Genomic DNA, 26,918 nt, shown 5'->3' on the forward strand with positions numbered 1-26,918 from the left:
GGATTGCAACGTCAGCAAGCAGGTCGACGTACTCCTTGGCATCGCCTGTCGGCTTGCCTGTCTTGATTGACGCCACTACCTCGGCAGGCAGCACGCGATCAAGCAGGTTGCCGGCTGCACTGACTTCCTCAGTAAATTCGTCAGCTGCAGTTGCCTTGCTTGCGGCCGGCGGTGCAACCTCTGCTTTAGAGCCAACAATGCGGTTGGCAGCATTGACGTCATAAACGACGACCTCGTCAGTTGGCCCACCACTGCGGCCAATTATTTCTGTTTCATGCCGCAGACCCTGATAGCCAAGGCCTGTCACATAGTCCTGCAGGCCTGTCTTCTGCTCTGGCGTCAACTCAAGGCCATTGGCTCCTTTGCGCATGCGGCCCAGGTCCAGTTCACGGATCAAGTCCGCAAGGCTCTTGTCCATTGACGGCAGGTCCAGGATCTTGACGTCACGCTGCAGTCCGCCTTCCACTAGGGCGCCGCCATAGCCGGGCATGCCTTCGTAGTTAGCGGTGTCAGTAGTGAAGTAGACGCCGTCACCCAGTGCGCCTTGTGCTGGCTGCAAGCCATCGCGCACAGCAGCTTCGCCAACTTCTTTAGTTGTCGGATGCTGCAGGTTGACGCCTTCAAGCAGCTTGGCGTTGAGCATGTTGGGGTCAGCCTTCATCTGCGCAACACGCAGCTGTTGTGCCGCTACCCGTGTCATGCGTGCGTAAGCAGCACCTAGGCGCAACGCGTCATTGGTTGCAGCAACAAGCTTGCTAGCGGCTGACGCCCTGGCGTCGGCACCAGCAGCGCCGCTGTACTCGATAGCAGCCAACGCAGCCTTTTCGTTGGCGTCGTCAAGCAGGATTTGCGTGGCACGAATAGATGCCAGGTCTTCGCCAGCGGCAAGGTCGCCTTTGCTGGCCCGTTCAGCCAGCTCCAATAGTCGATCAAGGTCGCCGCCAGTTTCAGCCAGCACCTCGATTGCTTTGCCGTTGATCTGTTCTTCGCCAAACGATGGGCGGCCTGTCAGTTCTGCACGGTCAACAGAGCCAGTCAGGGTTTTGCGCACACCATTGAACGCAGCGGCCATTTCATCGCCACTCAGCTCGATGTAGCGGGTCTTGCCGCTACGGCTGGCGTAACGACGCACGTCGTCCTGCAGCAAGTCCTCTACAGAGACGTCACCACTGGCAAGTGCATCCATGTTTTCGTTGATGCGACGTGCAACGTCGTCAGGATCCGGGGGCTCTACAGCCAGTTGCGGTTCACGATCAGCAAACTGACGCGGCACACGCTCTGCCATTTCGCCTTGGTAGGCACGCTCAAAGACGTCGTCCCACTTCTGGTAGCCGCGGCCCTTCAGCCAGTTGCCAGCAGCCTCTGCAATCTGCGCCAGCTTTTCAAACGGCTCCGCCCAGGTAGCAGTGCCGTACTCACCGCGGTATTGCCACCAGCCGCCAAAGGCAATGGCCTCTGCCTCCTTGCGGCCAATCTGTCCGCTAAGTAGTGCATCCTTGTGCTCAGGCGAAACACGAGCTGCCAGCTTGCGCACTTCGTTTTCAGCAGCGCCAAGCACCTCAAACTCTTGCCGCGACATAAACCGGTCCTGCAGCCGGTGAAAAGCTTCGTGGTACGCCGAGTAGAGCTTGCGGACAAACTTCAGCGGATTGGACTTGTGAAACATCGCCACATAGATGACGTCCTCTGCAGGGTCAGCGCCCTTGGTAAACATGCCTGAGGCGCTGAACTCGTAGCCCTCTGGGCGCCCATACGCGCGGGCTTGGCCAGGGGTCATGCGCCCTTGGATGCGTGGCACCAGCTCGACGTTGACATCTGGGCCAGCAACCTTGGCAATCTCGTCAAGCAGAGCAGCGCGCTCTTGAGCACCAAGAACTGTCGGGCCGGTGTACTCCTCGCCTAAGCGACCAAAGGAATAGCGAACGTTGTTGATTGGCGGCAGCTCAGCCAGCTGTCCGCCGTCACGCCATGCGCCACTGTCAGGCACCAGGTACTCGTCAGCGTCGCCAACTTTTTCGCTCAGGCCTGCACGGATACGCGCACCAGCTTCAGCAATAGTGGATTCATGCAGGCCTAACTCGCCCTGCAGATAGGCCAAGAACTTCTCTCTGTTCTTGGATGGGCGGCCTTTCTTGACAGTGACGCTGTAGATCAGCGCATCGATGTCAGATTCCCACCGCAGCTTTGTGTTGCGATAACGGGGCGAGCCGTACTTAAACGGCACAGTTGGCGGCGCCTGTGGCACTGCGGCTGGAGCAGGAGCTGGTGCCGGCTCAGGCGTAGGCAGTGGCTGGTCAATTGTGGGCTCATTGATTTGCGAAGGGTTGCCAGTGATCTGGCCGCCAGCACTGCGCAGCTTCTCAACGACAGCGTCAAACTCTTCTTGCGACAAATGCTGCAGGCTTTTCCGCAGCTTCTCGACGTCAACTTCAGGCCGTGCAGCAGGCGTAGGCGCAGGAGCTGGAGCAGGCGATGCCTCGCCCTCGAGCGCAGCTCTGACACGCTGCAGGTTTTCGCCAACGACAGTCGTCGCGCGCTTGTTGCCTTTGACCTCGGCAGCCAGCTCCGTAATCAGGTCACTAAGCGGGCCACTCATGTTGGCCAACCGGTTAAACACAGCCTCGCCCTGCTGTGCTGTGGCACGGGCTGCGCCTGATGCTTCTACATCGATGACGTTGCCGGCCTGCTCCAAGTACCCAGCCTTCTTAGTGCTGGCTGCTGCACTTAGGGCGTTGATCTCAGCCCGCAGCTGGCCACGGATTGCGACACGCACCTCCAGCTGCTTGCTGAAATCGCTGCTCAGTAGCTGATCAAAGCCAGGCAGCCCCAGGGCGTTGGGGTCATCGACTGACTCGACTTGCGCAAAGCGAGCAATGCTTGCTGCTTCTGCAGTCTTGGCAGCTGACCACTTCTTGCGCTTGGCAGCTGACGCCAAATCGCGCATCACCTGCTCTTCTGCACCGCTACTGCCGATAGCTGCACCGATGTCGATGGTCATGTCGCCGCGAGCGACCTGGTTAAACAGCTCGTCAGGCAGCTTTGCCAGGGGTGCAGCTTTTGCAAAGATGGCGCCGCTCTTAGGCATGCCCTGGGCAACCATGTCTTCGCTCGACATGGCCGACTCGCGCATGATTTTGGCTGCGTCGATAGGCGTGCCATTGCCCTCAGCAATGTTCTGCATCGCGCCTTTCAGCCGTGCTTCAGACGCACTGGCAGCGTCTATAAAGCGCACGTTGATGCTGCCGCGGCCTGCTCTTGCAGCACGGGCTAGCCGGTTGTGGCCGTTGACGACATAGGTTTTGTTGTCAACAGGGTCACGCCAAACGCTGATGACGTTGGCCAGGTCAGCGTTAAAGACGTCAGTGTCTGACAGTGAACCGCTCTGCCCAGTCCGGGTCAGCTGGCCAGCCTCTTTGAATTGAAACCGCTTTGGGTCAACAGCAATGTTTTCAACCGGGATGGTGGCAACAGTGCCTGCCGTGACGTCGTCAACAGTTGGCGGCTGCAGCACTGGTGCCGCTTCCGGCTCTGCCGGTTGCTGTTGCACTGCCTTGTAGAGAGCGTCGACGTTCTCGACTTCTTCCTGCGCCAGCGTCAGCTCTTCTTCTGCCGCACGCATGCGGTTGATCTTGCCCTCTGCCGTAAGCGTGTTGACCCGTGCAACTAGGTCGGCCTCTTCCGCAGGCTTGCGCCCAGTAATGCGCACAGGTTCTTCGACTACCGGTGCTGGCGCTGGATCAGCAGGCGCTTCTGGCGTAACAGGCTCGTCAGTTGCTTTTGCGTAATCAACAGCAGCGTTGATCTGCCTAACGCGAGATCGAGCAACAAGATTGGCAAGTGGTGTTGTTGCAGCATCAAGAGTGCCGCCCAGTAGCGCACCGCCAATAAGACCAGTAACTGCAGACTTTGCTTGCGCCACCCGTGCTGTGTCGTCAGGGCCAGCAACAAGCAGGTCTCGCAGCGGCTCTTCTAAAGGAGTCCCCTTGGCGGGAGTCAGCAACGCTTCGCCAGCTGTGGCGTAGCGGTCCTCCAAGAAGTAGTCGTTAAAAAGGCTGGCTGCGTAGCCCTCTTGCGCGCCTGAGATAAAGCGGCCACCTGCTTGCACAAGCGGGTTTGACGAAGCTTTGTACGCAGCCGCCTGCTTGCTGAACAAAGGGATAGGTGGCGGGTTAAAGCCTGTGGCCTTGAGCCCTTTGCTAATGGCAAGAAACTGAGCGACTGACGCCGTCATATCAGCCAAGAAATCGACAGTGCCGTTGCCGCTTGGCTTGTAGACCGGCTCGCCAGTAAACGGACTAGGCGTGTTTGGCTGCTCGTAAGTCGGCTCTTGCAGCGGGACTAACGGCTCACTGCCTGCATAGCCTTTCGGAATAAACCCCAGGCCTGGCAGCTCACGGATTTGATCAAGAGTTCTGCCTGCCTCTGCCTGCTGGGTGGCCGCGGCGTTCAGCAGGTTTTGGCCAAGACGATCGCCTGCTTGCTCTAGAAAATCGCCAACTGGGTTGTCGGTAAATGTCTCAGCCAGTTGCTGCAGGTTGTTTGTGAGCCCCTCAGGTGTAAGCGGGTTGCGCAGTCGTGCTTCTTGCTCTTCTTGCTTTTGTTGCTCCTGCTCCTGGGGCGATTCATACGTCAGACGGTCAACGCCGTTTTCGTCCTTGATGTTTACGAATGGCATTGCTTAATCGCCCCGCAGGAACCGATCTGCATTTTGGTAGTGACCACCGCCAGGAAGCAAATCTTTGAGCGCTGAGTTGACGCTATTGCCGTTTACGTCTGTGGCGTCCATGCCGTCGCTGCCGTCTTCCAGCTTGCCGTCTGCGTTGCCAACCAGAATGGCGGCATAGATGCGGTTAATGCCGTCACCAGGGCGCACGCCGCGATCTTTCAGGTATCGCGCTGCTGCCTGCGCTTGCTCCTCAAAGGTGCTGTCAGCAGTTACGCCATAGGTTTCTTGGTTGTCTGGGCTGAATTGAATCAAGCCTGAGTAGCCCAGCTGGTTCGTAATGCTGGGGTCAAAGCTGCCAATCGTTTCGTATGACATGGCCGCGGCCAAATCAATAGGCCGGATGCCTACCTGCTTAGCAGCAGCAACGATGGCCTGTTGACGTGGCCCTGGTCCATAGGTTGGCAGCGGCCGGTCAATTGGCGGAGGAGGCAAGACTGTCGCTTGCGCAGGGGCGCCAGGCAACAGCGCGCCAACCAAAGCAATAGACCCACCGACCAGACGGTCAACCATTGATACCTCTTGCACAACTGGGGCATCTTCTTCTAGCTCCACTTCGTAAAACTCAGCAGGCCTTTCACGAGCAGCTTTTCTCGCGTCGTCGACCTTGACGTTGTTTTTAATTAGTTCCGACTCAATGAACGGGCGCAAGCCGCCATACGCACGCACTGCATCAGCAATGTGTGGAGGCAATGGCTTGCCGCTAGAAACCATATCCATAACATCGCCAACCGCTTGCAAACTAAGAATTGGCAATCGACTCTGGGCCCGCTGCTCTAGCGCACCATCAGCCATGCCCTGATTGTGGGCTCTTTGCAAATCGTTAAGCGATTGATACTCAACAAATCCAGGATCTTTTGTTGAGCCATACAAACCATATTCCAATCTTTTCTGCTCAAGCATGACAGAATACTGAGCAGGAAACTCATCAAGTCTTCCTTCTTGAGCCAGCTTGCGCATTAGTTTTCTGCCGTCTCTCATCATTGCTGGCTTGGCCAATTCAAACAATTCCGTCTCAACATCCGTAGCAAGCCCGCCAGGCGATTCAGACAATTTTGCGTTGTTTAGGTAAGTATCTTCAACCCTCTTGATTGCTTCTGTCATTGCCTTGCTAGAATCCCTAAACGTGCCCTCCATGATCCGGCGCACTTCTGCTTGCTTCTGGTTGTATTGCTGACTGTTCAACACTCCATCGTCATAAGCTTTTTGCACACGATTTAGCACTGCGTCTTGCGTTGACGGGTCAGCCATCAACAGGTCAAGATCTTCGTTGTAGCCCTTGTCGAATTCCTGCAGCATGTCCCTGCGCCATGCCCGCGGGTACTCAGCCGTGCGCGTATCTAACAGCTTGAGCAATCGCGTCTGCCGCGCAGGATCGGCCATGTTTTCTTGCATAATCTTTTCTTGCAGATCAAGCTTGGCTTCTTGAAATCTCTGCATCGATTGCGGAGTTGCGACGCCGTCAGCGCCGAAATCGTATAGCTCGTTTAGCGAAACAATTTCAGTGTTGATGTAATCGTCTTCGTTGAGAGTTTGCTGTTCCCTTGCCCGTGCTGCGCGGCTTGATGTTTCACGCTCCCACTGGCCTTGCAGCCGCGCCAGCTCAGAGGGGTCCATGTTGTTAATGGCCCGCAGCTTTTCGTTGACCTTGCCGTCTATAAACCGATCAGCGACCGGGCCAGTCATCAACGGGCTAAGCAAGCCGAGAACCTGGTCAAAACTCTTTGGTCTTTTTGGCGAGTTGTTGAGAGCGGTAACGACGTCAGAAATGTAGTTGCTTTGAGCTAAGCGGCTTTCTGCCAGCGTCAAAGTCGGATCGCCTTTAGGGCCAAGGTCTTCAAATCCTTCTTGCAGGTCTCTCCCTAAATCTTCGTAAGTGCCGCCACCTTGGTACGCCTCAACAGCAAGGTTGATTCGCTGGTTGCTAAACGCCGTCAGCTGTTCCTTCTTGTACGCCCGGTGGTTGCGTGATTGCGTTGACTGCGCAACAGACAAGCTTTGCAGCAAGACTGGCTGCAGCTTGCGCGCCTCGCGTGGCGTCAACACTTCGCCGCCATAAACGTAGTCGTTAACTGCGTTTGAAAACTCAGGGCTGCTTGGCTTCAGCTCACGCAACGTCCTTTCGTTGCCTTCAGCGTCAGTAACCGTTGGATTGCTGTCAATCCAGTTTGCAATGCCAACAGCACGCTTTTGCACCTGCAGCCTGCGCAGTGCGCTGGGGTAGTGCGGGTTAGTGCTGGCCTCAGCTTGCACTCGCTCAAGAGCTTCTTTTGCTTGCTGGCGCTGCTCTGGTGTTGCCTCTGGGTCTTGCGATGCCTTCTCTAGTTCTTCTGTTCCGCCGCGCAGTCTTTTGTACTCTCTAGTGCCAAACACCGTTCCAGCTGCTTCTTCTTCCGCTTCTGCCTTAAGTCGCTTTTCACGCTCGCCAATAAAGTCGACAGTCGTCGTCGCCAGGTTTTGCAGGTTTCGGTTAAAGCCACCCAGGGCCTCGCCCAGGCGTTGCAGGTCGCTAATCGATGTTGGCGGTAGCGGCCTTGTGTAAGACGCCTGCGTGCGTGCTGCCGGTTGTAGTTCAGTCGGACGTGCATAGACGTCGGTCGCAACAGCTGACGGTTCTACATCAGGAAGCTCTAGGCCGAAAGTAGGCAAGGGAGTTGTGCCGCCCTGCTGGCCAAGCGCACCGCCCTGGACCCGCTGCGACGTGCGGCGGTTGGTGTTGCCAGCTGATTTGCCAAAAGAAAGTTTTGCCATTGCTAACTGATGTACTTACCTTGCTTGCCGTCCCACTGGAAGCCGGCCTGTTTAATTGAACCTTCTATCCCTAGGCCTGTCTGCGCTCCGCCAATAACAGCGCCAGCCCCCTGCAGCACATACGGCGTACTACTTGGCGCTCGTTGATAGACCGGTTCAAACGGATCAAGGATTGTTTGCTGCATGTACGGCTGGATGCTGCTCACCCTGTTAATCCTTTCTATGGTCGCAGCGCGGCCTTGTTGCTGTGCCCTTGTGCCAGCAAACGCCAGATTGCGGTCGCTGTAAAAGTCAAATCGACCAGCCTGCCGATCGACGTCAGCAAGCAATGTCTGCATAACGTTTCCGGTTCGCCCAGAAGCCAATAAAGCGCCGCGTGCTCGTCTCGCTTCAAGGTCTGCCTCGCGCTTGTCCTGGGCAGTCTGCAGCTGTTTTTCTATGTATTGCTGCCTTGCCTGCGAAATCTTTTCAGCCTCAGCAGCCCGCGCGAGTGCAGTGTTCTGCTCAATCTGCTGCTCTCTTGCTGCCGCCTTCTGCGCCTCTGATTGCCGAGCAAACTCGGCGTTCATCATGTTGACTTCGTATTGCTGGCGCGCAACTTGGTTGTTGTAGCGAACTTGCTCTTGCGCAGCCTGATACTGAGCATTGGCCTGCATGATGCCCAGGCCGGCAGATACAACACCAAGCGCAATTCCTACTGGCCCGCACATGCCTCAGATCCTCACAAACTCGTAGAAGGTCCGCTTTTCAGGGCCGTAGTTGTCATTGCGGCTGATGAATGTGAATCCCATCCACCGCAGCCAACGCAAATGCACTGCATTGCGCGCATCGACAAAGTTAAAAAGCACGGGATACATCGCGTGCAAATTGGCCAGGTGGATGCGTGATTGCCGCAAAAACTCCCACTTGTCGTGGACGTCCGTCAGCATTTCATCCCGGCCCAACATCCAGATGCGACCAGCAGTTTGGCCCTCAGGCACAACACCCCACATGCCAATTGGGTCGCCATGACGGCTAACAATTGTCATGCAGGGGCTGCTCATAAAAAAAGAATAGAGCAAGGACTCGCGTGGCGTAAGCCCTGACTGCGCCTTGATTTCTTCGACGTCTGCCTGGCGCATGCCGTCGGCAACCCAGGAAACGTCAAAAATCGTAGATGGTCGCTGATAGGCACGAGTTACAGCCTCTTGGCCCGGCTGTGATACCACCCTTCCCATTCAGCTGATTGCACCCTGCACGGTAGCGGACTGTCACTGAACAACTCAATTTTTGCCTCAGTGTTCTTAGACATCACCGGCGCACGGAATGATCCTGTTCGCAAACCCGGAGTGCCAAGCGGAAACTGGCCGCTGCCAACCGTGCGAGCGTTAAACGGATAGGTCGACGTATCACGGCTTTGTGGCGTGATCTTTAGGTCAAAGTGCGACGTGTCGTCATAGATCAACGTCCAGGTCCGCAACTGCAGCGCGGGGCCAGCCGCAACAGCAATGCCGCCACCTGGCGGCTCTTCTTTTAGATACGGCGTAGAAAACTCGTAAGTCATGTCATACCGCTCGCCAACGTAAAACTTGGCGTTAGTCAGATCGCCACGCACAACCAAGGTGCCGTTGCCTCCAGCCCCACCAGTCAGCGTTTCGCTGGTTGGCAGGATGACGTTGCCGTGATTCAGCGTATTGCCAGCGGCAAAGCGGCCAACCACCACAGTGCTGTTGGCGTTAGCAATTGGATAGGGCAGCGTGATCGTTGACTCCAGGTCCAGGCCAGACGCATTAGTCAACGCCACCGTGCACTCTGCTTCTGTGACCTTGCGGTCAAGCAAAATCTCAAAATTAGTGCCGCTGTCCACGTTCTCCGCTCGCAACGACGTCTTCTCTAAGTAGACGCCATCTGAGCACTGAACGATGACGTACATGTCGCTGTCCAAAATGCTGACGCCAATAATTGACTTGTTGGCTGCAACCTCCCAGTAGGACCAAGACGATTGCAGCTTGGTGTCGTCCTCAAAGAAAAACTTGTAGAGGTAGAGCCGACGCGGCTCGTCTTTGCTCAGCATCACGATGCACTCTTCCGACACAGAAGCTGCGACGTTGACCAAGTTGCCTGGGATAAACCGTGGGACCGATGACGTCACTTCTTCAGACAACGGCATGGGGCCACTGGCGTCAGGCAAGAAGAACTCACGCAAGCCAGTAAACGTGCCCTTAGGTATGCCGAAATAAATCGTCCGGCCGACGCCAACAGGGTCAACGTCATCTAGCCCGTTGAACGTTGTTGTTGCAGTGACCGTGGCGCTGCGTGGCGTAAGCGGCGCGCCAACTGTTGTAGAGCCTGTGTCTAGTCGGAACTGACCATGGCGACTAAACAACAGCAGCGTGTTCGCAAACGCCAAGCTGCTGGTCAAGAAGTTGATCTCTGTGCCGCCACTGCTGATGTCAATCGGGTCTGAGTCAACAACGGTCTGGACCGACTCAGGCCAAAACCTGTCGAACGAATCAGCCGCTGACAAGATGACGTTTTCGTCTGCCAGGAACACAAGCCTGTTGCGGAACAGGTTGATGTTTTTAATTTGGCTGCCGACAAACGTCGGGTCAGGTGCAGTGTTGAGATCTCCAGCCATGCGGCCAGTCCACGCAAACCGGTCAAACGTGAACGTGCCATTGGCGTTACGCACCAGCGTGTGCGGCATGGTGTCGAGATTAAACAGGTAGTTCAGGCCAGGAGCCACAGTCTCCCGCCACACGCCAGGACCAAAACCACTGCCAGTTGTCGTCTCGAACTTGACGTAATAATCGTCAAACTCAGTCGCAGCCGAGCCTTTAATTCTTACGGTGAAGTTGTGCTCAGCAATTGTTGGCAGGTCGGTGATGTCGTTGACCGTGTCCTTGATGGCTGAAGTCGATGTCGCATTAACTGTGTCGCCGCTGGTCAGCGTGTAATCGCCACCGTCGTCTTTGCTAATCCGAATGATGTAGTCATCAGCCGTGACCGTGAAACCGCTAATGCTGTTGAGTTGGCTTGCAAGGTCGCTAGCAATTGTCACCGTGTCAGGCGCGCTGCCAGTGGTATTGCCAGTGGTGTGCGTCTTTTCTGTGCCGTTGAGGTTGACGCGGTAAGTGGTGTTGAAGTCAGCTGCCTTGATAAACACCATGGATTTGGTGCCCCAGTTGTACGCCGTCTGTGACGTGTCCATCGCCACCGTCTTCTCGCGGTTAATGATGAACGTAAAGTCAGCAATCGATGCAACCCGGAACTGTGACGACGGGTCGCCTGTCACGTCTAAGTACGTCGTGCCATTAGGCGCTGTAACCGTGCGTTGCGTGCCGTCTAGGTCGAACACCTTGATGGCACCATCCTGAATCAGGATCAGGTACTGAATGTTGCCGTCGCGGTCGACAATGTGCGTAAACGGCCTGGTAGATCCTGCACTGCCTGTAAACAGTCGCGCCACATGATTCATCGGCGGCCGCTTCTTTAGCCCCTCCACAGGGCTAGACATGCAGTTCACGACTGACTCAGCCTGCGACGACAACCGCAGCGCAGCAGGCTGCTGGCTTACCCCATTGATGAGGTTAGGGATCGTGCTGCTGATCAAAGGCATAACTACAGGCGACGCAGGGCGCGACTCGGGATGTAGGTGTTGAGAACGCTGGTGTGGTTCGGGTTGCCACGCAGCATGTTGTGCTCGCTCTTAGTTGTCTCCTCTTCCAAGAACTGACTCCGGGCCTCTAACTCCTGCGACAGGTTGATCTTGGTCAGGTCTTCGCTGCCAAGAATTGCCTCCTGGAGCTGCCGCCCAGCCTTAATCGTGATGTAGTGGTGAGCGTGCTCAGGCAAGTCATCCCAATCCATCAGGTAAGTGACGTCTGCCTTTAGATCCTCTGTAAACGTGTAGAGGTTGCGGCGACGGTCGTACAGCCTGCTGCCACGCTGGATGACGTCATAGTCCGGGTAGGTCAACGGATCGACCACAACACGGCTTACGTTGCTGCCAACGGCTATTTCGTCGCTTGTGTTGCGTGTAAGTGTGACTTCGTAGTCGGTGTTGAACGACCACCCTTCAGCTTGCACTCGACGACTCACGTCAGTAAGGGAGTCTTCAGCCTGCTTAGCCAGGCCAAACTGGCCCTGCAGGCTGTTGACCGGGGCCTCGCCCAGCATTTGCAAGACGCGGTTGACGGCTTCTAAAAAGCTAGTTCTTGCAAGTGCCATGGGTCACTTCTTTTTTTTCTTGGCTGTTTTTGCAGAGTCGCGGAACGCCTTGTCAGTTGGCGCACCTTTGCTGCCGGGCTTGCGGGGGGCTTCACCGCGGCGCCGCTTGGCATGAATGTTGGCGTATAGGCCCCGTTTCTTGGCAGGCATCAGTACCCCTTCTTCTTAGTGCCGCCCTTCTTGCCGCCCTTGCTTCCTTTCTTGTGCATGGTGATCTCCAATAAAAAAGGGGCCCGTAGGCCCCTTCAGGATACGGTCAAGAGAAGGTGATCTCAACTGCACAGTCAGGACGCAGGATCCCGGTGCCGAGAGCCATAGAGCCGACCATGAACGTGCCCTGGTAAAGAGCATGCACGTCTTGCCCTGTTTGCTCCATCTTCAGGTCCATCAGCTTGACGGTGCCGACGGCTTGACGGTTAAACACCAGGCCAACGTTGTTGGTGAAGTTGGCGCTGTAGTCGTTGTTTTCGCCAGAAGCAGCAGAACGGTTGGTGGTCGGCAGGTGATTGGTTTTAACAATCTGGATGCCGGCAACCTTCAGCACGGTGCCTTCGGCGTAAGCGCCTTGGCCGCCCCAATCGCGGTTAATCACGTTGGTCTCTTGGACCAATTTGTAATATTCGCGAGGCGCAAGAGCGCAGTAACGATCATCCTCAGGAACTGAGTTCTCGTCCATCTTCTGCGCAGCAGAGAACAACGCAGTCGCAAGTTGTGCGCCTGTGATGTTTGCTTTGTTAGAAGAGGAAGGAGTGATGTTAACGGCAGAACCGCCAGGCAGATCGGTGTTGAAGTTCGTAGTGGTACGAGCTGCTTTAGCGACCATTGCTGACACATTCTGGTCAAATGTGTATGCCAGTGCATTACCCATTTGACGGGTGTATTCAGCCCGCACATCGTAGTGATTCTTGGCTTCATCAATATCTGCGATGAAGACATTGCTCACCAGCTTGTCATCAATCAGCACAGTTGCCTCTGCGTGCTTGATGGCGTTACCTGTCAGCTGAGTGCCAGGCGTATGATATGCAGTTGAACTAAGGCCAATGATTGGAAATTGTGCACTTTTGCCCGAAGCAATACTACGAGTGACATGAAGATCCTCGAAGATTGTGCTTTTCTTGAAGGCAGAAAGTACCTCTCCTGCGAATACCTTGAGGAACAAGGCGTCGTAGGAAGTGCCCGTAGTATTGACTAGGCCAAGCCGAGAGGCAGTGAAATTAGCCACGGATTGTAGTTAATGAATGGTTGCTACCCGTCGCCAACACCTTCACAAAGGGTGTCCTCCGCAGAGGGCCAGAGCTTCCGTGAGGGGTCTAGGTATTAGAAATATACCCAATAAAAAAGCCCTGGGTAAACCAGGGCATGCACCTAGAAGACATTTGATCGACTCAACTTCTCCTCTAGCTTCCGCCGATAGGCAGGGTCTGTTTGATAGCGAGGATCGTTCATCGCCTCTACCAACTGGGCTGTGGACTCAAACTTGCTTTCGGTACTGCGCGCAGTCTTGCCGCCAACAAGCTTGGGCTCAATGCCAGCTTGGTTCTGATACCGGCTGTTTAGACCGGCCACAGCAAAGCGAACTTGCTCGACATCAGGTGACGAAATGGCCTTGTTAAAGGCGCCAATCTCAGCCTCAGACAAGTTAGAGCTAGCCCACTGAACCATTTCTGTGTAGGCCTGCTCGCCACCAAACTCAGTCTTGATGTCCATAACTTGCTGTGACGCAAGCTGAGCATCCTTGTTGGATTGGTACTGCAAGCCTGACAGGTAGGCATCCACCATGTCGCGGCTAAAGCCAGCATCGTTAAGGCTGACGTAGTCCTCGTCAGTCAACGCACCAGCTTCTTGCCAGCGGCTGTTCATGCCCTGAAAGTCGACGCCAGCCTCAGTCAGCCGGGTGCCAACAACTTCGCCATAAATGGCATTGGCATCAGCCGGGTCAGTCTCTTCAACTTCACCGGCTTCTTCTGCTGGTTGCTCAGGCTCAGGCGCTTGCTGGCCAACTTGGCCCTCAAGTTCCTTGTAGCCCTTGACCAGCTCATCGACGTTCTTGTACTTGCCAGCAAGAAGCTGTTCCTCGCCCTGAATTTGAATATCGCCTTCAGGAGCTTGCTCCTGGTCTGGCGCCATTGCAGGCGTTGGTTCGGTCTTGATGGTTACGGGTTCAGGCATGTAACTCCTATTTGATTTGGATGGTGCCGTCTTTGTCGACAGTAACGACGGGCTTCTCGACTTCTACTTTTTTGGGTTCAGGGATCTCGCCGATCTGAATAACTTCGTACTCAGCCGGCGGCTCCGGCGTCGCCGGTGGGCCCACTAGGCTGTCCTGGGACTGCTCCTCCGAGGCTGATGTCTGGGAGGCTGTTGGGGACTGGTCCGGGGACTCCTCCTTCTTCCGTGAACTGCGGGCCATAGGGTGCTCCTGGTTGTGTGTAGTTGTCGGCAATTCGGCCGGCGGCTGATGACTTGAGCATGTCAGTCATCATTTGCTGCTGCTGCATTGCCTGTTGAGCTTGTGCAGCAGCTTCGGCTTCTTGCTGTAACTGTTCCTGGGTTTTCACCAGGTTGGTTGTATCGATAGAACCGCTTGCCGCCAAGCGACGCAACGCTTCGTCGACATTGATGAATTTAGTCATAACTTCCGGCCCTAATGCTTGTTGCGCCGTAGTTATGAAATCAACCAACTTGTTGCGGTCATCGCCGCGGCCGATTGCTTCAAGGCCTGTAACTGGTTTTGGGTTGACCAAAGGCTCGCCAGATTGGCCGTTAGGGAAGGGCGGCAGCTTGCGTTGCTTGCGCAAAATGTGCATCAGCCTGCGCACCAATGGCAGTTGCAATTCCTGAGTCAGGATTGAGTACAGGCCACCAATAGAAGCCTCAAGTTCCTGGCTCATGTAACGCACTTCTTCTGCGGTCACACGTTCACCAGGCCGCTGAATCGCAGTGTTGAGCATGAACGCAAATTGCAAGCGCGACTCGATGCGATCAATAGTGGCGCTAGCAATCTGCAGGTCTTGGCCCTTTTGCGACTGGATAACGGTGACGTCTGCTGCGTTGCCCTGGACGATGGCGCCGTTGGCTGCGCTAGCCAGGGTCCGTGGCCGCGTAGTGCCATTGGGGTTGACCAAGAACAGCACCTTGGCCGCGGCCGCACTGCCTTCTAGAACTGCCTGATACAGCGACTCCAGCGCCAGCAAGTCGCCGTAATACTGCTCGGTGTAGCTGCGACCGTACTCTTCGGTGTCGACGCGATCAAAGCGCAATGGAATCCAGGGGCTGTTCTCTTCAGACGACTTGCCGTGGGTGCCAGGAATCTCTTTGCCTTTGCACTCCTGATACCAATGGCACTCACCGTTGTAGAACTTGACGCAGGTGTAGATCGCTAGCGTCTTCTTCGAGGGCTCATCACTGTATTCATCGTCCTCATCGCCCTCATCTTCATCGTAGAAACCTGCCGGGAGAGCCTCCGGGTAGACCTCTTCTTTAACCACAATCTCAGTGACGTGACCCATAGGATCACGGCAAAGCACATAGCGATCCAAGTGAATAACTCGGATTCCTTCGTCGGAGACGTAGAGCAGAGCGTTGCCGCCGACGAGCAAATGCTTGAAAGCTTCGTGCATTGAGGCCCGACCATTGGCCACCTCCATGACTTGCATGACAGCATGCTCGACTTTGACTAGGGCCGTGTCGAGTTCTGTCTTTATTTCAGGCCCGGCTTCTTCTACCCGAAGCGCAAGGCTGTCGACCTCAAGCTTAAAAAACGCACTGTTTGGCGGAAACAGTGTGATCAACAAACGCGACGCCAGGTAGTTGATACCGCGTGCACCCAGGCTTTGATACGGCGTCTTAAAGCTGCCGTGTTCACCGTAGTTGTCGTCAGGAATTAAACCTGGCAGCGTGACCTTGGCACAATCACGGGCGCGCTGCAGAAATGGCGAGCGGCTGCCGGACAGTTGCTCGTAGCGATCAGCTGCGGAATGGCGACCCATGCCGTAGTCACTGGGTTGCCGATCAACCTTGCTCGTCAGATTTAGGCGCATTTATCAAGCCGGAATGTTGAGACCACCAGCACCACCAGCCACGTTGACTGGATTCCTAAAACGACGGCGACCAGAGCCTGCCTGTAAGCGACGCGGCGCAATTGCCAACGATTGTGGTGCTGCGGCACTGCTGTTGTAAAGAGGATCTGCTGTGGCGTTAGGCATGCGCGCTTGCGCAACTGCTGGTGGCGGCGGAGCTACCTGTGCAATGGGATTGGCAGGGGGTGCGCCACCACCACCTGTCGATGCTGCAATCTGCGCCAAAGAATCTTGATATTGCTGCTGCGCTAATTCTTGCTGCGCCTCAAACTGCTGTTGCTGCTGCGCCATTTGATCGCGCTGCAGTTGCATCTGCTCTTCATGGCGCTGTTGCGCGGCTTCTTCAGCAGCCCTGTTGTCATTAGATCTGCCGCCGCCACCACCGCACATGATCAGTCCTCGTTGTTTTGCTCAGAATAAACGGCGCGCAACATGCGCACCACACTGCGCTGCCCCACATAAAGCCAGATCTGGCGATCAGTCCAGTCTGGTTCAGGACATTTCTCTGGGTACTGCTCTTCTAAACGCTTGAGGATTGATTCATCCAGCGGCGGCCATTGGCTGTCATCTCTCATGGCACGTCTTTTGGGAACACCTGACAGGTCTCAACAGGAAAAGGTAGCTGTTGCCAGGTGTCAGTAATGCTGGCAATTTCAAATGCGTTCTCAGGGCAAGTTGCAAAGACCACAGTTTGAAACGCATTGGCGTTCAGCGTGCCCCATTCACCAAGAAATGAACCCGGCAACCGCACGACGTAAGCCCGTGGCTTATCGACCTGCAAGTTGGATCCACTCTTCTGCATCGGATCTCCCCAATTGATCCAACGGTATCCCCAATACCTTTGCATCAAGTGCTCCCTCAAGGTTTCCCATATACGCTTCCAGCTCCAAATCCCAAAGTTCGGCCTGGCGCTCCTTGATTGCTCGGTCTTCATCAATAGCCAGCGACTCATTCCAATACTGGATGGCACCTGCAAGGGCATCCAGGCGGTCATCATGCTGCAAGCATTTAGGCTCTACGGTGATGTGGGTCAACTGGTGAAACAGTTGGTAGGCCAGAGACGTCTCCACTGATTCGTCATCCCGGCCGCGGCTGTCCTGCTCAATCACTGAACGGTTAATCACCAGCCGGTGCTGGTTCATGACCGGCTCCAGGGCGTTGATGATGCGCCGCTCCTTCTGCACGTTGCTGCGCACCGGCTCAATCGTGCAGGGATGGTGCTCCCGCAGAAAGGGTTGCAGGAGGCTCTGCAACATGCCTTGGCCGAACTGGTCCTCCAGGAGGATCAAGTTGACGTTCCGGCGCTTTGCAGCCTTTGCTAGGCCCTCCAGAACGACGTCGGTGTAGCCCTCTGCATACGCACCCACCTCCAGCACATAGAGGTTGCCGTTGAGTTGACCCACGATTGCGTAAGCCGTTTCGTCACTGCCTTTGCCTGACGGGTCAACAAACATGACGCAGCCATCCAGCTCCAGCCACTCGCCATGGATGAACGCTGGGCGGTGGTAGTAGTCACCGCTAAAACCAACTGACGGCAGATCGGTGATGCGGTACTCAGCGCCTGATGACCACACCACCTTTTCCGGTGCATGATCATCCACCTCCAACACGACCAAGTCCTGTACCCGCAGCGGAAACCGCATCAGGTCGGACAGAGACGTGTCCAATTGAAACTGCAGGGTGAACTGGGAGCGTCCGTAAGACGCTTCGCGCTCTAAAAGGTCCAGGTCAGAAAACCTGCCGGGGTCTGTTGGCTGGTTTGCGCTGTCCTTGCAGGCCTCCAGAATCATCGGCGCGAGACAGTCGCCGTATTTGGCCGGGTTTTTTGGATACCGAGCCGGCCAGATCCGGCAGTCATAGCCGCGCATGCGCAGCTTGTTGTAAATGCTCTCTTCTGTCTGGGGCGTGCCCAGCATCATGATTTCGCCGCCCGGCTTCAAGATGGCGTTGAACTCACCGACGCAGGCGATCAGCTTCTCCCGCATGCTCACGGTCCAGCTGGTGTTCGGAACCTCGGTGTCATCGGCAAGAATTAGATCCGCACGCGACCCGGTCAGCTGGCCAAAGACCCCTACGGACTTCACTGACGGGCTTTGATCCGGTATGGCGGGACGCACGTCAAAACGATTGCTTGCACTGCGCTGGTCATCCCGGTCTGGGTCCAGGCACTGCAGCAACGGCATCTCCCGAATCAACCGCAGGCAGAACTGCGCAAAGTCATCAGCTCGCACCTTGCTGGCTGACACCACCATGATCTTTTTCTGCGGATCATTCCTCAACAACCACAACGTGTAGGCCGCAGCCATCCAGCTCTTACCCACACCCCGAAACGCCTCAACGATTCGCCGGCTGGGCCCGTCCTGCATGTACTCCGCAATGTCCAGCTGCACTGGTGTCGGATCAGGCAGCTGCAGATGCCGCCACACCACCACCAAGAAATACCGGAAGTCCTCGTTAAACGGCTCGGGTAGCGGCTGCCATGCCGTCTTCTTCATTAACCGGCCTTCCTCTTGAAGGACACCACGTTCTCAATGTCAGGTAGTGCCTTCGCCAAATCACCAAACGGTGTTCCTTCTGCCGGCTGGGCACTCACTTGGTTGTCTTTTAAAAACTGCCGCAGCACATTTAATTCACTTGTATTGATCGTTCCCTCGTCCAGCTTGTCTTTTAAGTGCTGCGCAAGATTCGCATGCAGATCACTTAGTAACTCCTGCAGATCTCCAGCCATTTGCTTATTCGCTGTATCTGCAGCATATCGAAGAATTTTGTGGCCCCTCAACCCGCCACGGGAGTAAGAGGCCTGCGCAGCTCTGCATGATCTGCACACCCCGAATATACACACCCTGAAACCCCTTGCTATCACTCACTGTCCCCATATGAAGAACAGCCGCCCCCCTACTAGATCCCTATAAGAGCCCTTCTATGGACCACTTGGGCTGATTTCTGCCGGAAAAATGTGAGGGGTTTACGCATAGGGCAGCCGGCCGCTTCACCCCCCTCCGGGGTCTCAATCCGCAGTATTTGCAAGGGGCCAGGGGGACATCAAGTCCGACCGGTGGTAGGATGACGGGGTGGGCAACCAGCCCATGCCTCTGCTTCTGTTCGTTTAGCCGCCCAGGCTCAAACCAGATGCAGGGACCACCACCCGCCACGGAGTCAATCCCATGACCTATGAGGAGTCCTTCCTCGAGACCTGCGGTCGCAACGGGGAGGCGTCACTCGATGCCACCCGCCAGCTGTTCCAGGAGCACGGCAACGACTACGACGAAGTTCTACGCAACATCGACGAGTACACCAGCAACCCATCGGAGATGCTGGCCGTGATCAACCGCGACGGCCGCGGCCTGTTGTCCTTCCTGGGGTACTGATATGGACAGACCCCAGCTCGAATCAGCCCTTGCATCGTTCGCTCGTTACTACATGGGCAACGACGACCCAGAGGGCATGGCGTCGGACCTGTTGCTCATCCTCGACAGGATCATCGACGTCGACCAGCTCCAGGGCCTGGCCCAGCAGTTGGAAGACGAGGTGTCAGACGCCAAGCAGCTGGACGCAGAGGACGAGCCGGACTGGCTAACCAATCCCTGCTCGACCATGGCCCGCTGCCACTACTGACGGCAACCCAGAGCCCTACGGGGCTCTCTGGTGCCCTCACAGCACCACTCAACCCGCCACCACGGAGTCATCTGTGCAAAATCGCATACCAGCCGAAGCCTTCGCCAAGCTCTGCCGCTTGGAGCGCAAGCTCCAGCAATGGGCAGAGGACGAGTGCAACGGCGTCATTCAATGGGACGACGACAACACGCCCAGGCGTTACCTGCCGGACTACACCGGCACACCCACACGCCGCGGCTACGTCATCCCGGACCGTGAGTCTCGCTGGCTGGCTGCAGCCCGTGAGATTGCTGAGCAGTGCGGCGGCCACATCTACCACCAGGGCGACCCACGCGGTTGCCAGCTGTACTTCTACAGGAACAGCGACCTAGAGGGCCACAGCTTCCCCATTGCTCAGGTCTACAACACCGCCGCTCTGGCTTGCTGCTGATGGGTTCAGCCCTTGCAATCACAGCAGCCCATGCTCTTGTGTGGGCTGCGCTTTTCTTCATCAACGGTTTCGCATGGATCGGAACACAAGAAAGCTCGAACTCTGCGCGCTCTTCCGCGATTGGTACGAGGACAACATCGGCAACAAACCATCCACTCAGATGACGGTGATCTGTGCCCTGTGGGGCCAACACGTCATCCAACAAACCACCACGGAGACAACCAATGAACGTTGAACTAGGGCCTGTCTATGCCCTGGAAGACAAGAAGCCAACACGAGCACACGCCAACAACGAGGGCCACATCCTGTTTTATGACCCGATCGGTAAGTGGATGAGCGGGCCGTATCACGGTTGGCAATTCCGCCAAGGTGCGACGCACTGGTGCATGTTGCCCGACGCTCCGCCCATGGGTGCAACCCTGGGTGAGCTACGGGAGCGCATGTTTAGCGCCTGGCTGGTGCAATACGCCGAGGACAAGCAGCTCAGCAGCAAACAGATTGAGCTGGCACGAGAGGCATACATGCGAGGTGCAGACAATGCCTAACTGGACACTGCGAGAGGCCGCAACCTGCTCTGAACAGGTGCGGTTTGCTGGCTCAAGCAACGAGCGCAAAGCCCTGTCCAACCTGGGCATGGTGCTCGACCACTTCGGCACAGCCAAACGGCTTGATGACATCACCACTACCGACGTTGATGGCTTCATCGAGGCGCTCAAAGGCGTTGGCAACAAGCCAGCCACCATCAACCGCAAGTTGTCTGTACTCAAGGCTCTCTACACAGACGCAGCACGGCGTGATGGGTGCAGCAGAACACCGCACATCCCGACACTCAAGGTCTCGCACAGCAGGATTCGTTGCCTGTCTGTTGAGGAAGAGGACGCACTGATCAACTGGTGCTGCAACGTTGAGGAGATCAACGTGTGCGAGGCACTGATCGTGCTGATGGACACGGGCATGCGACTTAGTGAACTGTTCCGCACCATCCCTGCCGACGTGGACCTGGAGCACAACATCATCAGCGTGTGGAAGACCAAGGCAGACAAGCCCCGGTCGGTGCCCATGACTGATCGAGTGCGGCAGATCGTGGCTCGTCGGTGCAAGCGACGCAATCAGAACGGCTCGCTGTTTTACAACCTGCACCGTGGGCACCTCGAGTACGTCTGGGACTGCGCGCGCGGTGACCTGGGCATGGAGGACGACAACCACTGGGTGCTGCACATGCTGCGCCACACCTGCGCCAGTCGATTGGTGCAGCAAGGCGTTGACTTGTATGTGGTCAAGGAAATCCTGGGCCACAAGAGCATCACGGAGACAGAGAAGTACGCACACCTCGCAAAGCCACAACTACGAGATGCAATCCGCAAGCTTGAACAGGTCAACGGCAGACCAGCTCCAGCTCGAGCGAGAAATGCTCACGCTCGGGCGGGATCGAGTTGAGCTGATCGCTAACCGCCACCGCAAGGGGCGGATGCAATCACTCAGCAAGTGGGGGGAGGCGCTGACTGCTGTCGGCGTCGACCGCCTGGTCATGCACCTGCGTGCTGTGCGCAAGCGCATCGAGGCAGGCAAGGCGGGCCGCGCGTTCGCCCTGCTTGCACCCGTGACACACCTTCCACCCCAGCAGGTCGCTGCAACTGCCATGCGGGTGGTGGTCGACACGCTCAGCAGCTGCAATACGTTGCACCACGTCGCAGCGGAGCTGGCTGAGAAGCTCTGGATTGAGACGATGCTGGATCGCGCAAGCGCACAAGAGCTGCGCACCTTTCGGCGCGGCCGTAGCCGACGACGGCATCAGGTCGCTGCGATCAGCCATATGCGGAACACGGAGCAGTGGCACCCACGAGAGCGCATGGCATCGGGTGTCTTTCTTGTTGAGTTAATCGCAAAAGAGGTAGGCATCATCGAGATTGTGCTGGACCGCAGCTACAAGCCAGCCCGTCGTGTGGTCCGGCCAACTGATCAGTGCATGGCGTGGGTGGAGAACGTGCACGAGCAGCAGCGGCTGATGACACCGAGCTACCTGCCGATGGTGGTTGAGCCGCGGCCATGGACGTCGCCATTGAGTGGCGGCTACCTCACTGACAGCATCCCGCTCACGCTGCTCAAGTCAAACGCTGAGCTGGTGGCACAGCACACTAAGGGTGATGAGCCATACCTGCTGGCTGCCAACGCACAACAAAACGTGGCATGGCAGGTCAACGCATGGATGCTCGACCAGGTGCTGCATGCCTATGACAACAGCCTGGAGATTGGATGCCTGATGCCACGGGATGGCTGGCCGGTGCCGCCATACCCCAAGCACCTGCCTGAGGACAGTGATGGTGTGATCAAGTGGCGCATCAATGCACGCCGCATCCACGAGCGCAACGACAAGACACGCACCGCACGCATTGCCATTGCCAAGTGCTTGTGGGTAGCCAAGCGATTCATCGACGAGCCTCGCCTGTACTTCGTGATGAGCCTGGATTTCAGGGGGCGGTACTACTACAGGCCGCCGTACCTCAACCCCCAGGGCAACGACGTGAGCCGGTGCCTGCTGCTGTTCAGCGACGGGCAGCCCATCACAACTAGCAAGCAAGCGGACTGGCTGCGGGTGCACGGCGCCAACATGTACGGCCACGGCAAGCTCGACTTCCAATCACGCATCGACTGGGTGCATCAAGAGGAGCAGCACATTGTGGCCTGCGGCACTGACCCATGGGCGCACGCTGAGTTTTGGATGCGAGCCGACAAGCCGTGGTGCTTCCTTGCTTTCTGCCGCAGCTACATGCAGTTCAAGAGGCAAGGCTACGGCTACGTCTGCCAGCTGCCCGTCACCCTGGACTGCACATGCAGTGGCATCCAGCACTACAGCGCACTGCTGCGCAACGAGGAGATGGGCAGGCTTGTCAACCTGCTGCCATCAGAGCAGCCGCAAGACATCTACGGCAGCGTCATTGCACGAGTGCTGGCTGCGCTGCGTGCAAGCGATGACTCTGATGCACGCAAGTGGTTGCAGCTGCAGCCTGACCGCTCGCTAGCCAAGCCTGTCGTCATGTGCTTGCCGTACTCAGCAACACACAGTGCCTTCTACTTTAACTGCTACGACTGGGCTGTTGAGCGCAGCAACGAACTGTTCAACGGCAAGACGTGGGCCACACGCAAGGGTGCGATGAGCACCGTGCATTTCATGGCACGCATCCTGCATCGTGAGGCAGTTGCATTAATCGGCCCTGCTGAGCAGGCGATGAAGTGGTTCCGTGCCATTGGTAAGGACGCAGGCAAGCACAACGAACCACTGCAATGGACCACGCCAAGCGGGCTGCTGGTGCAGCAGAAGTACATGGCAGCCAAGGTCAAGCGCATCCGCATGCACTACCTGTCTGACGTGCAGATGGACATCAAGATCAACGTCGACGATGACGTCGAGCTGGACACCAAACGCATGGCTAATGCGCTGTCACCCAACGTGCTGCACAGCATGGACGCCAGCCACATGGCGATGGCCACGCTTCATGCGAAAGACCACGGCGTCACCAACGTGGCCGGTGTTCATGACTGTTTTGTGACAACACCTGCAGAAATGGAACAACTGCGCGACTCTGTCCGGGCAGCATTTGCTGCGCTTTACTCCGAAAGCTGGCTTGACTCCTTGTCTAACCAGCTCGCCCGGAGAAGGGGTGCCGAGTTGCCTTGTCCTGTGACAGGGCAGCTCGATCTCTCACAAGTGAAATCATCTGATTACTTCATCACATGAAAGCTGACTTCGAATCCAAGACGTTCACCACACCGCCCTGTCGACTGACCTACGCCTGGCTGGTTGAACCAGACACCAAGTACCCGCCAGCTGTTTACAAGGTCACGGCACACATCGATGCCAAGGACGCAAGCGATCTAGAGCAGGAGCTGGAGGCGTATCACGCCAGCTATCTCGAGCACCTGGCAAGCACTGGCCCTGGCAAGAAGCTGGAGCTGAATGACAAGCCTTGGAAGTTTGAAGAGGACGACCAGAAACGGGCAGTGTTCTCCGTCAAGATGAAGCGCAAGGCCAATGGCGTGCGCAACGACGGCACCACTTGGTCAGCAGAGGTGGCGCTGTTCGACAGCGAGGGCAAGCCAATCCCTAACCGTGCACCACTGAAGAAGATGGGGCCCGAGACCACAGGTCGCCTCAACTTCGTGGCGTCTGGCTACACCGGGCCCAAGGGCACGGGTGTCACATGCAAAGTGCTCGGCGCACAGATCCTGAACTTTGTTGAGTACAGCAGAGGGGCTAGCAGCTTTGGTTTTCAGGCGGAAAGCACAGGGTTTAAGGCAGGCGACGTCCAGGAGACAGAGCCGGAGGCGGATAACGCAGGCGACTGGTAGATACCGCAGCAAGTTCGAGGCCAACGTTGCTTCTAGCTTGAACAAGCGGGGCCTTGCTTTCCAATACGAAAGCCGGGCCCTGCCCTACCGCATCGAGGCTATCTACACACCTGACTTCATCCTGCCCAGCTGCATGGTGGAGACCAAGGGACTGTTCAGCCCCGAGGATCGGCGCAAGATGCTGGCCGTAAAGGCCTGCCATCCTGACGCAGACATCCGCCTTTGCTTCCAGAACGCCAAGGTCAAGCTCAGTAAAGCGCCACGGTCGCTGACCTATGGCCAATGGGCTGACCGCCATGGCTTTGCTTGGTGCGAAGGGCACATCCCTACTGCCTGGTTTGATGAAGGAGAAGCGCAAGTCCAAGTTCCTAAAGCATGAGCCGTGCCCGCAGTGCGGCAGCAAGGACAACGCAGCACGCTTTAGCGACGGGCATTTGTATTGCTACAGCTGCGATGCAGTCATTGAGAAAAGCCCCCAGCCTGAGCGCCTGCCCCGTTACCAACCAACACCTGAACCCAAAGTGGAGCTGCTGAACTTTGTAAAGCCACTGGCCCTTGAGCGCCGTGGCCTGTCATTAGACACGACCAAGCTGTTTGAGTACGGCACCACCACGCACAACAACGAGCTGGTGCAGGTCGCCACCTATCGGGACCAGCTGGGCAAGAAGGCAGCGCAACACCTGCGGTACAAAGACAAGCGGTTCAGGTGGATTGGATCAACCAATCAACTGCAACTGTTCGGCCAACACTTATGGCGACAGAACCACGGCAACGGAACAAACATGTTCTGTGTTGTGACCGAGGGTGAAATTGATGCAATGAGTGTGTCGCAGGTGCAAGGCAACAAGTTCCCTGTTGTATCTCTGCCCAACGGTGCATCTTCCGCACGCAAATACTTAGCCGCCAATCTTCAATGGCTTAGCCAATTCAATCGGGTTGTCTTATGTTTTGACTCAGATGATCCTGGTGTTGCTGCGGCGGAGGATGCCATGTCGGTGTTGCCTCTTGGTAAAGCAGCCATTTGCCGGCTGCCCCGCAAGGACGCCAACGAAATGCTGGTGGCCGGCGAGGGTGAGCACCTGCGTGACCTGTTGTGGAAGGCCACGCCTGTCAGACCTGACGGCATCATCAATGCGTCAGAACTGTGGGAAGAGCTGGTCAAGCCAGGCGCAGCAGCTGTGTGTCAGTACCCCTGGCCCAAGCTGAATGCTGCAGCGCATGGCTTTCGTAAGGGTGAGATGGTGACCCTGGCGGCGGGCAGTGGCGCAGGCAAGAGCAGCATCTGTCGTGAGTGGATCGTCCACTTCCTGCGTGCTGGCCTGAAGGTTGGTGTGTTCATGCTGGAGGAGAGCATGCAACGCTCACTGCAAGGCATCGTTGGCGTGGACATCTCCATGCCCATTCACCTAGAGCCCGACCTGGTCAAAGACCCAAAGGTGCGCACGGCTTTTGATGAGCTGATGAGCACCGGCAACCTGTTTCTCTATGACCACTTCGGGTCGATGGACCCCGACCGATTGGTCGAGCAAATCAAATACCTCGCTACATCAGAGGGTGTCGACGTGGTGGTGGTCGATCACCTCACCATCGTGGTCAGTGGCATCTCCGATCTCGACGAGCGCCGTGCACTGGACGTCACATGCACCAAGCTGCGGCAGGTGGTGGAGCAGACAGGCGTGGGGCTGGTGCTGGTGTCACACCTCAAGCGACCAGAAGGCCGCGGCCATGAAGAGGGTGGGCAGACCAGCCTGTCGCAACTTAGGGGTAGCCACGCCATAGCCCAGCTCTCTGACCTTTGTATCGGAGCAGAACGCAACCAGCAGGGTGGTGACGATGAGCGCAACAAGCTGCAGCTGCGCATGCTCAAGAACAGATTCAGTGGCGAGACCGGACCGCTGGACGAGCTGGTGTTTGACCGCAAGACAGGTCGCCTGTCTGTACCCATGTCTTCTTACTTCGGACTATGACCCTGCTTCTTGATGGCGACTGGCTGCTGTACCTCGGGTGCTCAGCAAACGAACGTGACGTCAGGTGGACCGACACCATTCACACCTTGCACCTCGACCAGGGCGATGTGATCAACACGGTGTGCACCATGATCGAGAACTACCGGGCCATCGCTGATGACAGTGATGTGCTGGTGTGCCTGAGTAGCTACCCCACGTTCAGGCATGTGGAGTTCCCTGACTACAAGGCCAACCGCATTGGCAAGCGCAAGCCCCTTGGCTTGAGTGACATGCGTAAGTGGATTGCCGATGCCTACCCGACAGTGGTCAAGCCGATGCTTGAGGCTGACGATTGCATGGGCCTGCTTGCTACTGACGGCAGCGTGCCTGACCCGATCATCGTGTCGATCGACAAGGACATGCGCACTGTCCCCTGCAAGTTGCTCGTCAACGAACAGATCGAGGAGGTCACCTCGCTTGACGCAGACCGCGCATGGATGGCGCAGACCCTCACCGGCGATTCGACCGATGGCTACAAGGGTGTGAAAGGGGTAGGCCCTGTCACTGCCAACAAGATTTTGAAAGACAAGACTACCGTGCAGGAAATGTGGCCTGCAGTGGTGGGTGCATACATGAAGGCAGGCTTGCTAGCAGCTGATGCCATACGCACAGCCAGGCTGGCTCGCATCCTGCGAGTAGGTGACTATTGCGAGCAGTCCAAGCAGGTCAAGCTTTGGGTGCCGCCGGCAGCAGTGCCTGCTTGACCATGGCTGCGATGTGGTCATCAAGCTTGTTGTCTGACGCCTTGGCCATGGCGT

At 56.7% G+C, this 26,918-nt stretch carries 24 protein-coding genes; 10 read left to right on the forward strand and 14 right to left on the reverse strand.

The window, feature by feature from the left end; all coding sequences use genetic code 11:
- From AACP44_RS01920 to AACP44_RS01985, 14 genes are all read right to left on the reverse strand, one after another.
- Window positions 1-4,675: hypothetical protein (locus AACP44_RS01920; RefSeq protein ID WP_339338468.1), on the reverse strand; the 4,675-nt coding region annotated here is incomplete at its 3' end.
- A gap of 3 nt (window positions 4,676-4,678) precedes the next feature.
- Window positions 4,679-7,474 carry a hypothetical protein gene (locus AACP44_RS01925; RefSeq protein WP_339338470.1) on the reverse strand — a complete coding sequence of 932 codons (2,796 nt, stop codon included), beginning with the start codon at window positions 7,472-7,474 and terminating at the stop codon, window positions 4,679-4,681.
- 2 nt (window positions 7,475-7,476) lie between these two features.
- Window positions 7,477-8,184: a hypothetical protein gene (locus tag AACP44_RS01930; RefSeq protein ID WP_339338472.1), complete on the reverse strand. Its 708-nt coding sequence runs from the start codon at window positions 8,182-8,184 to the stop codon at window positions 7,477-7,479.
- A gap of 3 nt (window positions 8,185-8,187) precedes the next feature.
- Window positions 8,188-8,595: a hypothetical protein gene (locus tag AACP44_RS01935; protein ID WP_339338474.1), complete on the reverse strand. Its 408-nt coding sequence runs from the start codon at window positions 8,593-8,595 to the stop codon at window positions 8,188-8,190.
- Window positions 8,596-8,651: 56 nt separating this feature from the next.
- Window positions 8,652-11,072 carry a hypothetical protein gene (locus AACP44_RS01940; protein ID WP_339338476.1) on the reverse strand — a complete coding sequence of 807 codons (2,421 nt, stop codon included), beginning with the start codon at window positions 11,070-11,072 and terminating at the stop codon, window positions 8,652-8,654.
- A 2-nt stretch (window positions 11,073-11,074) separates the two neighbouring features.
- The gene (locus AACP44_RS01945) at window positions 11,075-11,683 is read right to left on the reverse strand and encodes a hypothetical protein (RefSeq protein ID WP_339338478.1); all 609 of its coding nucleotides are present in this window, start codon (window positions 11,681-11,683) and stop codon (window positions 11,075-11,077) included.
- Between the two features lie 256 nt (window positions 11,684-11,939).
- A complete protein-coding gene (locus AACP44_RS01950; protein ID WP_339338480.1) occupies window positions 11,940-12,905 on the reverse strand; it encodes a phage capsid protein in 966 nt (321 codons plus the stop codon).
- A gap of 143 nt (window positions 12,906-13,048) precedes the next feature.
- Window positions 13,049-13,852 carry a hypothetical protein gene (locus AACP44_RS01955; RefSeq protein WP_339338482.1) on the reverse strand — a complete coding sequence of 268 codons (804 nt, stop codon included), beginning with the start codon at window positions 13,850-13,852 and terminating at the stop codon, window positions 13,049-13,051.
- A 110-nt stretch (window positions 13,853-13,962) separates the two neighbouring features.
- Window positions 13,963-15,723 carry a portal protein gene (locus tag AACP44_RS01960; protein ID WP_339338484.1) on the reverse strand — a complete coding sequence of 587 codons (1,761 nt, stop codon included), beginning with the start codon at window positions 15,721-15,723 and terminating at the stop codon, window positions 13,963-13,965.
- 3 nt (window positions 15,724-15,726) lie between these two features.
- Complete coding sequence (locus tag AACP44_RS01965) at window positions 15,727-16,152, reverse strand: hypothetical protein (RefSeq protein WP_339338486.1); 426 nt, start codon at window positions 16,150-16,152, stop codon at window positions 15,727-15,729.
- A 2-nt stretch (window positions 16,153-16,154) separates the two neighbouring features.
- Window positions 16,155-16,337 carry a hypothetical protein gene (locus tag AACP44_RS01970; protein ID WP_339338488.1) on the reverse strand — a complete coding sequence of 61 codons (183 nt, stop codon included), beginning with the start codon at window positions 16,335-16,337 and terminating at the stop codon, window positions 16,155-16,157.
- Window positions 16,334-16,564, reverse strand: coding sequence for a hypothetical protein (locus AACP44_RS01975; protein ID WP_339338490.1), 231 nt, complete (start codon window positions 16,562-16,564; stop codon window positions 16,334-16,336). The genes AACP44_RS01970 and AACP44_RS01975 overlap by 4 nt, the downstream gene beginning before the upstream one ends.
- Window positions 16,530-18,257: a phage terminase large subunit gene (gene terL, locus AACP44_RS01980; RefSeq protein WP_339338492.1), complete on the reverse strand. Its 1,728-nt coding sequence runs from the start codon at window positions 18,255-18,257 to the stop codon at window positions 16,530-16,532. Before terL ends, AACP44_RS01975 begins: the two co-directional genes overlap by 35 nt.
- Window positions 18,257-18,490: a hypothetical protein gene (locus tag AACP44_RS01985; protein ID WP_339338494.1), complete on the reverse strand. Its 234-nt coding sequence runs from the start codon at window positions 18,488-18,490 to the stop codon at window positions 18,257-18,259. The genes terL and AACP44_RS01985 overlap by 1 nt, the downstream gene beginning before the upstream one ends.
- Before the next feature lie 436 nt (window positions 18,491-18,926).
- Between AACP44_RS01985 and AACP44_RS01990 the strand changes: the two genes are divergently transcribed.
- The 10 genes from AACP44_RS01990 (at window position 18,927) to AACP44_RS02035 (ending at window position 26,864) form a co-directional block, all read left to right on the forward strand.
- Window positions 18,927-19,130, forward strand: a complete 204-nt coding sequence (locus AACP44_RS01990) for a hypothetical protein (RefSeq protein WP_339338496.1) — start codon at window positions 18,927-18,929, stop codon at window positions 19,128-19,130.
- A 1-nt stretch (window position 19,131) separates the two neighbouring features.
- Window positions 19,132-19,377: a hypothetical protein gene (locus tag AACP44_RS01995; protein WP_339338498.1), complete on the forward strand. Its 246-nt coding sequence runs from the start codon at window positions 19,132-19,134 to the stop codon at window positions 19,375-19,377.
- 73 nt (window positions 19,378-19,450) lie between these two features.
- Window positions 19,451-19,807, forward strand: a complete 357-nt coding sequence (locus tag AACP44_RS02000; RefSeq protein ID WP_339338500.1) for a hypothetical protein — start codon at window positions 19,451-19,453, stop codon at window positions 19,805-19,807.
- Between the two features lie 224 nt (window positions 19,808-20,031).
- Window positions 20,032-20,352: a hypothetical protein gene (locus tag AACP44_RS02005; RefSeq protein WP_339338502.1), complete on the forward strand. Its 321-nt coding sequence runs from the start codon at window positions 20,032-20,034 to the stop codon at window positions 20,350-20,352.
- A complete protein-coding gene (locus AACP44_RS02010) occupies window positions 20,345-21,244 on the forward strand; it encodes a site-specific integrase (RefSeq protein WP_339338503.1) in 900 nt (299 codons plus the stop codon). The genes AACP44_RS02005 and AACP44_RS02010 overlap by 8 nt, the downstream gene beginning before the upstream one ends.
- The gene (locus AACP44_RS02015; protein WP_339338505.1) at window positions 21,216-23,543 is read left to right on the forward strand and encodes a DNA-directed RNA polymerase; all 2,328 of its coding nucleotides are present in this window, start codon (window positions 21,216-21,218) and stop codon (window positions 23,541-23,543) included. The genes AACP44_RS02010 and AACP44_RS02015 overlap by 29 nt, the downstream gene beginning before the upstream one ends.
- Complete coding sequence (locus AACP44_RS02020) at window positions 23,540-24,154, forward strand: hypothetical protein (RefSeq protein WP_339338507.1); 615 nt, start codon at window positions 23,540-23,542, stop codon at window positions 24,152-24,154. Before AACP44_RS02015 ends, AACP44_RS02020 begins: the two co-directional genes overlap by 4 nt.
- A 37-nt stretch (window positions 24,155-24,191) precedes the next feature.
- Window positions 24,192-24,533: a hypothetical protein gene (locus AACP44_RS02025; protein ID WP_339338509.1), complete on the forward strand. Its 342-nt coding sequence runs from the start codon at window positions 24,192-24,194 to the stop codon at window positions 24,531-24,533.
- On the forward strand, window positions 24,496-26,121 hold the full coding sequence (locus tag AACP44_RS02030; RefSeq protein ID WP_339338511.1) for a DnaB-like helicase C-terminal domain-containing protein: 1,626 nt from the start codon (window positions 24,496-24,498) through the stop codon (window positions 26,119-26,121). The genes AACP44_RS02025 and AACP44_RS02030 overlap by 38 nt, the downstream gene beginning before the upstream one ends.
- The gene (locus tag AACP44_RS02035; RefSeq protein WP_339338513.1) at window positions 26,118-26,864 is read left to right on the forward strand and encodes a hypothetical protein; all 747 of its coding nucleotides are present in this window, start codon (window positions 26,118-26,120) and stop codon (window positions 26,862-26,864) included. Before AACP44_RS02030 ends, AACP44_RS02035 begins: the two co-directional genes overlap by 4 nt.
- Window positions 26,865-26,918 lie beyond the last annotated feature (54 nt).

This window comes from uncultured Oceanicoccus sp., from assembly GCF_963968385.1.
Classification (GTDB): domain Bacteria; phylum Pseudomonadota; class Gammaproteobacteria; order Pseudomonadales; family Dasaniaceae; genus Oceanicoccus.